This window comes from Paraburkholderia sp. (genome assembly GCF_026225065.1).
GTDB lineage: Bacteria > Pseudomonadota > Gammaproteobacteria > Burkholderiales > Burkholderiaceae > Paraburkholderia.
Map to the genome: position 1 here is coordinate 1 of NZ_JAMFSB010000047.1, position 8,988 is coordinate 8,988.

Annotated in this window: 6 protein-coding genes; 1 reads left to right on the forward strand and 5 read right to left on the reverse strand. The window is 63.5% G+C overall.

Translation table 11 applies throughout. From position 1 onward, the window contains the following. Positions 1-224: 224 nt before the first annotated feature. A complete protein-coding gene (gene pepN / locus M0954_RS03800) occupies positions 225-2,924 on the reverse strand; it encodes an aminopeptidase N (RefSeq protein ID WP_297351720.1) in 2,700 nt (899 codons plus the stop codon). A gap of 182 nt (positions 2,925-3,106) precedes the next feature. On the opposite strand from pepN, the gene M0954_RS03805 reads away from it, so the two are divergent. After that, positions 3,107-3,796 carry a DUF4136 domain-containing protein gene (locus M0954_RS03805; RefSeq protein WP_122153743.1) on the forward strand — a complete coding sequence of 230 codons (690 nt, stop codon included), beginning with the start codon at positions 3,107-3,109 and terminating at the stop codon, positions 3,794-3,796. Positions 3,797-3,995: 199 nt separating this feature from the next. Here M0954_RS03805 and guaD read toward each other — a convergent pair whose 3' ends face one another. The 4 genes from guaD to M0954_RS03825 form a co-directional block, all read right to left on the reverse strand. Further along, the gene (gene guaD, locus M0954_RS03810; protein WP_297351722.1) at positions 3,996-5,351 is read right to left on the reverse strand and encodes a guanine deaminase; all 1,356 of its coding nucleotides are present in this window, start codon (positions 5,349-5,351) and stop codon (positions 3,996-3,998) included. 134 nt (positions 5,352-5,485) lie between these two features. Continuing rightward, positions 5,486-6,532: an adenosine deaminase gene (locus tag M0954_RS03815; protein WP_297351724.1), complete on the reverse strand. Its 1,047-nt coding sequence runs from the start codon at positions 6,530-6,532 to the stop codon at positions 5,486-5,488. An 85-nt stretch (positions 6,533-6,617) separates the two neighbouring features. Then, the gene (xdhC, locus tag M0954_RS03820) at positions 6,618-7,625 is read right to left on the reverse strand and encodes a xanthine dehydrogenase accessory protein XdhC (protein ID WP_297351725.1); all 1,008 of its coding nucleotides are present in this window, start codon (positions 7,623-7,625) and stop codon (positions 6,618-6,620) included. A 90-nt stretch (positions 7,626-7,715) separates the two neighbouring features. Further along, positions 7,716-8,988, reverse strand: a 1,273-nt coding sequence (locus M0954_RS03825; RefSeq protein ID WP_297351727.1) for a molybdopterin cofactor-binding domain-containing protein, incomplete at its 5' end; no start/stop codon positions are given.

Here is an 8,988-nt window from a genome sequence, read left to right on the forward strand (position 1 = left end):
ATGCATCGGCTTGTCGACATCCAGATCGGATACTGGCTGGGGCGTGAAAATAGTGGGTAATCACAAGTTAAATGAATGGGTTTACTTTCACCTCTGCGGGCCAACAAAAACAGTCGTCCGAATGGCCAACGCGTGCCTATGGACCTATTCCTACGACCCTGCAGACGAAAAAAAGCCGGCCACCTGTGCCGGCTTTTCCCTGCCTTTGGATGTGCCGAAGCAGATCAGGCTAGCGCCTTTTCCACGATCTCACGCACGTCACGCGATTTCACCTGCGCCGCTACCTTCTCCAGTGCCGCGCGCATGCCATCGCGCAACTTCGGCGTGAAGCGGCGCCACAGTTCGAGCGAGCGGGCGAGGCGCGCGGCGACCTGCGGATTCAGCGCATCGAGCGCGATGACCTGCTCGGCCCAGAACGCGTAACCCGAGCCGTCTTCGGCGTGGAACTGTGCGGGGTTGGCCGCGCAGAAACTGAAAATCAGCGAACGCGCGCGGTTCGGATTCTTCAACGTGAACGCCGGGTGCGCCATCAGCTTGCGCACGATCTCGATCACCGGACGCTGTGCGTTGCCGCGCTGGGTGGCTTGCAGGGCGAACCACTTGTCGATGACAAGTGGTTCCTTCTCGAAGCGGCGGTAGAAGTCGTCGAGCGCGTCCTGTGCCTGCGTGCCGCCGCTGGCTGCCGCAGCGTTGAGCAAGGCGGACAGTGCGGCCGAGCGATCAGTCATGTTATTCGCGGCGGCATACTGCGCCGAGGCGAGGCGCACGGCTTCGGCCGGATCGTCCAGTTCGGCGAGGTAGGACAGCGCAAGATTCTTCAACGCACGATGCCCGCTTGCCTTCGGCGTGGCTTCGTACTCGCCCGGCGTATGGTGCTGTTCATACACCGCGAGCCATTCGTTCTTGAGCGCTGTGGCGAGGCGCTTACGCACGAACTGGCGGGCGGCATGCACGGCAGCCGGATTCGACTCGGACATCTGCTCCGCCAGATACGCTTCGGATGGCAGTATCAGCGTCAGCTCACGGAACGCCGGCGAGAGCGATTCATCGGTCAGCACGCGTGCGAATGCGGCGACGATCGAATCGTCCAGTTGCAGCGGCACGCCGGTCGCGGCACGCCCGGCTAGCGCGAGCAGTTCGCGCGTCGCCAGCCGTTGACCCGCTTCCCAACGGTTGAACGGATCGCTGTCGTGGGCGAGCAGGAAGGCGAGTTCGTCGGCCTTATAGTCGTATTCGACGATCACCGGAGCCGAGAAATTGCGCAGTAGCGAAGGCAGCGGCTTTTCGGCGACATCGACGAACGTGAAGGTCTGCTCGGTCTCGGTAAATTCGAGGACGCGCGTGGTGCCCGGCGCGGCGGTCGCTTCACCCTCGAGCCGCAGCGGCAGATCCGCGCCGTCCTTGCCGATCAGGCCGATCGCAAACGGGATCAGCAGTGCGCCCTTTTGCGTCTCGCGGGCCGCCGGCGCGGCGTCGCCGTAGCCTTGCGTGAGGGTCACACGATAGCTGCGAGCCGCGGCGTCATACGCGGTCTTGACCGCCACGCGCGGCGTGCCGGCCTGGCTATACCAGTGTTCGAACTGGGCAAGGTCGCGCCCGTTCGCATCCGCCATCGCATGACGGAAGTCGTCGCAGGTCACGGCCTGGCCGTCGTGACGCTTGAAGTACAGGTCCATGCCCTTGCGGAAGCCATCGCGGCCGAACAGCGTCTGATACATCCGCACGACTTCCGAACCCTTCTCATACACGGTCATCGTGTAGAAGTTGTTGATCTCGACGTAGCTTTCCGGGCGTACCGGATGCGCCATCGGACCCGCGTCTTCGGCGAACTGCATCTGGCGCAGCACGCGCACATCCTCGATCCGCTTGGTGGCGCGCGCGGCTTCGTCGTTGCCGTTGTGGCCGCCTGCCATGTCGGCCGAGAACTCCTGGTCGCGGAACACCGTCAGGCCTTCCTTCAGGCTCAACTGGAACCAGTCACGGCAGGTCACGCGGTTGCCGGTCCAGTTGTGGAAGTATTCGTGGCCGACCACCGCTTCGATGTTGGCGAAGTCGGTGTCGCTCGCTGTTTCCGGGTTCGCGAGCACGTACTTCGTGTTGAAGATATTGAGCCCTTTGTTCTCCATCGCACCCATGTTGAAGTCGCTCACCGCGACGATCATGAAGCGGTCCAGATCGAGTTCCAGCCCGAAGCGCTCCTCGTCCCAGCGGATCGAATGGATCAGCGAATCCATGGCGTGGCGAGTCTTGTCCAGGTCGTGCGGTTCGACCCACACCTGCAGCAGTTTTTCCGCGCCGGAGCCGCTCTTCACGCGCTCTTCGATGCACACCAGTTTGCCGGCCACCAGCGCGAACAGATAGCAGGGCTTGCGGAACGGATCTTCCCAGCGGGCGAAATGGCGGCCGTCGGGCAGATCGCCTTCCTCGAGCAGATTGCCGTTCGAGAGCAGCACCGGGTACGCGGCCTTGTTGGCGCGTAGCGTGACCGTGTAGGTGGCCATCACGTCCGGCCGGTCAAGGAAATAGGTAATGCCGTGAAAGCCTTCCGCCTCGCACTGGGTGAAGAAGTTGCCGCTGGACACGTACAGCCCGGAGAGCGTAGTGTTTTCGACGGGTTTGCAGATGCTCGTGATCGTCAGTTCGAAGCTGTCCGGCACGTTCTCGACGGTCAGTCCGTGTTCCGCCGGACGCACCGCGGCGTACGGCTCGCCGTCGATAGACGCGCTGGCGAATTCGAGTCGCTCGCCGATCAGTTCGAGGTGCGCGGCGCGCGCGGCGTCCGGATTGCGGCGCAGGCGCATCGTATTTTTGACGACCGTGCGTTCGGGCACGAGATCGAATTCAAGTGCCACGGTATCGATCAGGAAGGCGGGCGGCGCGTAATCGGCGCGACGGATCACAGGGGGCGTTGCGGTATCAGCCATGGCAGTTTGTAAGAATAAGATATTGAGCCGGCGGCGCATCCAGTACGCACCGGTATGTCAGCCATTGTACAAAGAAAGCTCGGGCCGCTCCGCGGTCGAACTTTTTGTCTGGGGGCCAGGTCAGCGTATGATCGGGCCGCCGTGCTTGCGTGCGGCGATTAATCGTAAGGATGAGGACGACTATGAAATCAGACCGTTGGACCGGGCGCGCCATGCTGATGCTGGTGGCGCTGACGGCACTGCTCTCTGGCTGTACCAGTTATGTGACCACCCAGGTGACGGCATTCTCCGACTGGAGCGGCAGCGACGCGAGCCGTACTTATGCCTTCACGCGCGGCCCCGCGCAGCAGAACAGCCTGGAACAGCAGACCTACGAGGTGCTGGTGGCCAATGAGCTGGCGACGCGCACGTTCCGGCAGGTCGACGCGCAGCAGGCTCACTATCTGGTGGGCCTCTCGTACGGCACCAAGAGCCAGACCGTCAGCGTTACCGAGCCGGTGTTCTACAGCAGCCCGTGGCCAGGACCATACTGGGGCCGTCCGATCGACCCATGGGGCCCGTTCGGGGCGTTTCCTCCGGCGTATGTGAGTTCCAGTTATCCGGTGTTTACGCATACGCTCGGCATCCGCATCACGGACCGCGCGACTGGCAAGGAGGTCTACAACGTGCTGGCGCGCAACGCGGGTGACGAAGCGTCGCTGGTGCGGGCCATGCCGTATCTGGCGCGTAGTGCGCTGGCAGATTTCCCGTTGGGCAACGGTGCGGTGCGCACGGTCAAGTTGCCGGTCGACAAGAATGCTGGGATGTCGAACGAGGCCGCTGGTTCAGCAGCGCCTGGTTCGGCGGCTTCGGTTCCGACGGTCGTGCAATAAAGCACGTAGCGAGCAGGAAGCCGGCTGGCTCTCGGCCAGCAAGATGCGACAGATGCAAGCAAAACGGCCCGGCAGGGCGAACCTGCCGGGCCGTTTTGCGTCGTGACGGTCGAAGCACGCGGCGCTAACTGCCCGGCCTTGCAGACCGTGGCTCAGAACGCTAACGCCCGCGAGCTGCGCTGACCGTCTCGAGCCAGCTTTACGCAGCGATCTTCGCCTTGCGCGCCGTGTGCTGCCGCGGCGCTTCGCGTTGATGCACGCGCTTGCCGGCAGCGTAGGTTTCGAAGATCGCGCGGTCGTCGCCGAGCAGCGCGAAGGCGAACAGCAGTTCTTCGAGCGACTCGGTGCGCCCGGTGCGGCGTGCCAGCAGCGGCGTTGCCTGTGGATCGAGCACGATGAAATCCGCTTCCGACTTCGGCGCCAGCGTGCCGACCTTGTCCGCCAGGTCGAGCGCTTCGGCGGCACCAGCCGTGGCGAGCCAGAACATCCGCGTGGCGGTCAGATGATGGCCGGTGAGACGCGCTACCTTGTGCGCTTCGTTCATCGTTTGCAGCATCGAAAACGACGTGCCGCCGCCGACATCGGTCGCGAGCGCGATCGGCATGCCGGCTTCGTCTGCTTTGTCGAAGTCGAACAGGCCGCTACCGAGGAACAGGTTCGAGGTCGGGCAGTGCGAGGCGACCGTGCCGGTCTGCGCCATCCGCTTACGGTCTTCAGCGTCAAGATGGATGCAGTGGCCATACACGGCACGGCGGCGCAGCAGGCCGTAGTGATCGTAGATGTCCAGATAGCTGCGGTGGCCCGGGAACAGGTCGGCGACCCACTTTACCTCGTCGGTGTTTTCGGCGACATGGCTCTGGATGAAAACATCCGCATGCTCGCGCGCGAGCACACCACAGGCCTCGAGTTGGGCTTCAGTCGAGGTAGGTGCGAAGCGCGGCGTCAGCGCATACATCTGGCGGCCGCGGTTGTGCCAGCGGCCAATCAGTTCCGCGCTGTCGTCGTAGCCCGACTGCGCGGTGTCACGCAGGAACTCGGGGCAGTTGCGATCCATCAGTACCTTGCCTGCCACCATGCGCAGGTTGCGGGCTTCGCTTTCGGTGAACAGCGCATCCGCGGATTCCTTATGCACCGTGCAATAGACGAGCGCCGTGGTCGTGCCGCAGGCGAGCAGTTCTTCGACGAAGAAACTGGCCGTGTCCTGAGCGTAGGCCGGATCGGCGAAGCGGCGTTCGGTCGGGAAGGTGTACGTATCGAGCCACGGCAGAAGGCCGGGCGCGGGCGAGGCGATCATGTCCGTTTGCGGATAGTGAATGTGCGTATCGATAAAGCCAGGCACGATCAGCTTGTCGCGCATGTCCTGCACCTGTGTGCCGGGGGCGAGCTGGGACGACAGCGCTGCATACGCGCCTGCTGCGACGACGTGGCCGTCTTCCACGATCAGCAGGCCGTCTTCGTTGAAGACTGCCGCGTTGGACGATTGCGCAGGGTCGCCGTTGAAGGTCAGCAGTTGCGCGCGGAATGCGGTTTGGGCCGCTTGAGCCGAGTGATTCATGGGGAAAGCCGTCTCCGTTGTATGGGAATGTGAAGCGAAAAATTGGCGGTAAGTAAAGCCGCAAACAAGGCGAAAGAAGCGGGACGGCGCGCTACCGCCGCTCCTCCTGCTACTCGCGTTTCAGACCGCGCCGGTCAGCCCGCGTCAGAAGCGTGCCAGTGCGCGTCGAGCTTCGCGATCAACGCATCGCGTTCCGCGGGCGTCACGAACGCCGCCTCGAAGCTGTTGCGGATGATCGTGTAGACCTCGGCATCGGTGAGCTTGAGCGCATCGATGGTGGCGAGGTAGTTCGCATTGACGTAGCCGCCGAAGTAAGCCGGGTCGTCGGAATTCACGGTGACGGCGACGCCCTTGTCGAGCAGCGCCTTCAGCGTGTGTTTGGTCAGATCGTCGAACACGCATAGCTTGAGGTTCGACAGCGGGCACACCGTCAGTGCGACGCGCGTGTCGGCCAGCCGCGTGACGAGCGCCGGGTCTTCGATGCTGCGCACGCCATGGTCGACGCGGTCCACCTTCAGCAGATCCAGCGCTTCGTAGATATACGACGGCGGCCCTTCCTCGCCCGCATGCGCAACCAGCTTCAGACCCTTGTCCCGTGCCTTGGCAAACACGCGCTCGAACTTCGACGGTGGATGGCCGCGCTCGGACGAATCCAGACCGACGCCGATCAGCCGATGTTTGTACTGGTCAAACAACGGCAACGCTTCGTCGAAGGTCGCAAGCGCATCTTCTTCGGAGAGGTGGCGCAAGAAGCACAGGATCAGCTTGCTCGTGAGGCCGCGCTTTTCCGCGTCGGCGAGCGCGCGCTCGATGCCGGCCACGACGGTGGCGATCGATACGCCGCGTTCGGTGTGCGTCTGCGGGTCGAAGAAAATCTCGGTATGGATGACGTTATCGGCGAGCGAGCGCTCGACGTAGGCCATCGTCATGTCGTAGAAATCCTGCTCATGCAGCAGCACGCTCGCGCCGGCGTAGTAGATGTCGAGAAACGATTGCAGATCGGTAAACGCATACGCTTTGCGCAGTGCTTCGATCGAATCGTAGGCGAGCGTCACGCCGTTGCGCTCGGCGAGCTTGAAAATCAGCTCGGGTTCCAGCGAGCCTTCGATATGGATATGCAGTTCGGCCTTCGGCGCGGCTGCTGCTTTGTCGGCGAGAGTGAGAGCGGCGGGGGTATTCATGTTCGATTCTTTAGTGGTTCGATTTAATGGTCTGGTGTGCGAAAAGTCAGGCTTTACCGTACGTGTCCCGCGAGTTTCTGACCCGTCATGCCGCCAGGGTCGCGTGCGCGTTCGCCTCGACCGCCTGCAACACTTGCGCGGCCGCGGAAATCGCGATGATCTCCGGCGACTTGTCCTCGATGCCATCCACGCCGAGCGGGCATTTCATCCGCGCAATCTGCGCAGGATCGATGCCGCGGGCGGCGAGCCGGTGTTCGAACTGCTTGCGCTTGGAGAGCGAGCCGATCATGCCGAAGAACGCAAAGTCGCCGCGCCGCAAGATGCGCTCGGCGAGGTCGAGGTCGAGCGTATGGTTGTGCGTCATCACGATGAAGTACGTCTGTGGCGCGGCCTGGTCGATGGCTTCGTCAGGCGCATCGTTTGGATCGATCGTCACATTCCACGCCTGCAGCAACTCGGGCGGCGGAAACTGCGCATCGCGCTCGTCGACCCAGCGCACGTGGCACTGCAGCGTTCCCAGCACGCGCACGAGTGCGGCGCCCACGTGTCCGGCGCCGAACAGCACCACCGCGAAGTCACGCGGTGCGATTGTCTCGGTGAGCAGCGAACTGCTTTCCGCGAAGCCGGCGCCGTCCCACAGCAGACAATCGGCGCTTTCGACGCCGGGCTCTGGCTCCGACAGCATCACCGCATCCGGCGCGGGGCCGAATGATACGCTACGCACCGTCGAAAGACCTGCCGCCACGCGCTTGGCGAGCGAGCTGATCCAGCCGAGATCGGCGACATCGAGACGCTCGAACGCGAGCACCACGGCGCCGCCGCAGCATTGGCCGAGACTCGGACCGAGCGCGAAGCGTTCGAGCCGGCGCATATGCGACATGCGCATGCCTTCCTTGAGGACCTGGCGCGCGGACTCGATGGCTTTCCATTCGAGGTGGCCGCCGCCGATCGTATGGCGTGCCGAATCGCGCGTGACAATCATCTTCGTGCCGGCTTCGCGCGGCGCCGATCCTTCGACGCGCGCGACCGTCACCAGCACGGCGGCGTCGCCGTGTGCGAGCAGTTGTTGCAGATCGGTTAGCCAGGGTTGCATCCGGCAGTTCTCCATCCATGGCTGCAAGGGGTGTCCATGCAGCCGGTTAAGCGTGGCGCTGTGCGTTCGTGTCGCGTAGCGCGTGAAAGTTCATGTGGCAGTGTCGAGGCTGGCCGGTGCTTTTGGAGTCGCGCCGGACGTCGTATTTCCCACCGAAGTCGCTGCTGCTTTTGGCTCCGTTTCGGGCTCCTTTGGATCGTTCGGCCCGGTAGGCGCGCTTGCAGCTGGGGCAGCCTGCTGCATCGCTTCCAACGCGTCGAGAATCGCCTCGGGCGTCGCCGGTGCGCGCAACGGCGGGGCCTGATTCGCCTGCGGCGCTGTGGCCGCAATCGCATCGCGGATCGCGAGAAACACTGAGAACGGCAGCAACAGAGGGGGCTCGCCGACTGCCTTCGAGCGGAACACTGTAGGCTCCGCATTCTCGTTGCGGTAGAGCTGAACGTGGAACGCGGCGGGCGTATCGTTGACCGCCGGGATCTTGTACGTCGATGGCGCATGCGTCATCAGTCGACCCTCGCGGTTCCACCAGAGTTCCTCAGTGGTGAGCCAGCCCATCCCCTGGATGAAGCCGCCTTCGACCTGGCCGATGTCAATAGCCGGATTGATGGACTGCCCGGCATCGTGCAGCACGTCGGCGCGTACGAGCTTCCATTCGCCTGTCAGCGTATCCACCACGACTTCCGACACCGCCGCACCATACGCGAAATAGTAGAACGGATGACCGGTCAGCGTCTTCGCGTCCCAGTGCACCTTGGGTGTCGTGTAGAAACCATCGGACCACAACTGCACACGCGCCAGATACGCCGTGTTGACGAGTTGTGCGAAGGGCATTGTCACGCCGTTCGCGTGCACCATGCTGTCCTTGAACTGCACGGCGTCAGGTTCGCCGCCGAGTTCTCTGGCAGCCAGCACGGCTAGCCGCTCGCGGATCGTGCGTGCGGCCGCTTCGGCGGCCTTGCCGTTCAGATCGCTGCCGGTGGAGGCGGCCGTGGCGGAGGTGTTCGCTACCTTGGACGTATCGGTCGCGGTCGCACGCACCCGCGAGAGCGGCACGCCGAGTTCGTTGGCGACCACCTGGGCCACCTTCGTGTTGAGCCCCTGGCCCATCTCGGTGCCGCCGTGATTGACGAGGATCGAACCGTCCTTGTAGACGTGCACCAATGCGCCGGCCTGATTGAGAAAAGGCACGTTGAACGAGATGCCGAATTTCACCGGCGAGAAGGCAATGCCGCGTTTGAGCACGGGACTCGTTGCGTTGTAGGCAGCGAGCGCGGCGCGGCGTGCCCGGTAGTCGCTGGACGCGAGCAGTTCCTCGGTGAGCGGCGCAATGACGTTGTCTTCGACACGCTGGCCATACGGTGTG

Excerpts from the sequence above, each read along its gene's own strand:
- pepN (WP_297351720.1), bottom strand. The coding sequence starts at position 2,924 with ATGGCTGATACCGCAACGCCCCCTGTGATCCGTCGCGCCGATTACGCG.
- guaD (WP_297351722.1), bottom strand. The coding sequence starts at position 5,351 with ATGAATCACTCGGCTCAAGCGGCCCAAACCGCATTCCGCGCGCAACTG.
- M0954_RS03815 (WP_297351724.1), bottom strand. The coding sequence starts at position 6,532 with ATGAATACCCCCGCCGCTCTCACTCTCGCCGACAAAGCAGCAGCCGCG.
- M0954_RS03805 (WP_122153743.1), top strand. The coding sequence starts at position 3,107 with ATGAAATCAGACCGTTGGACCGGGCGCGCCATGCTGATGCTGGTGGCG.
- xdhC (WP_297351725.1), bottom strand. The coding sequence starts at position 7,625 with ATGCAACCCTGGCTAACCGATCTGCAACAACTGCTCGCACACGGCGAC.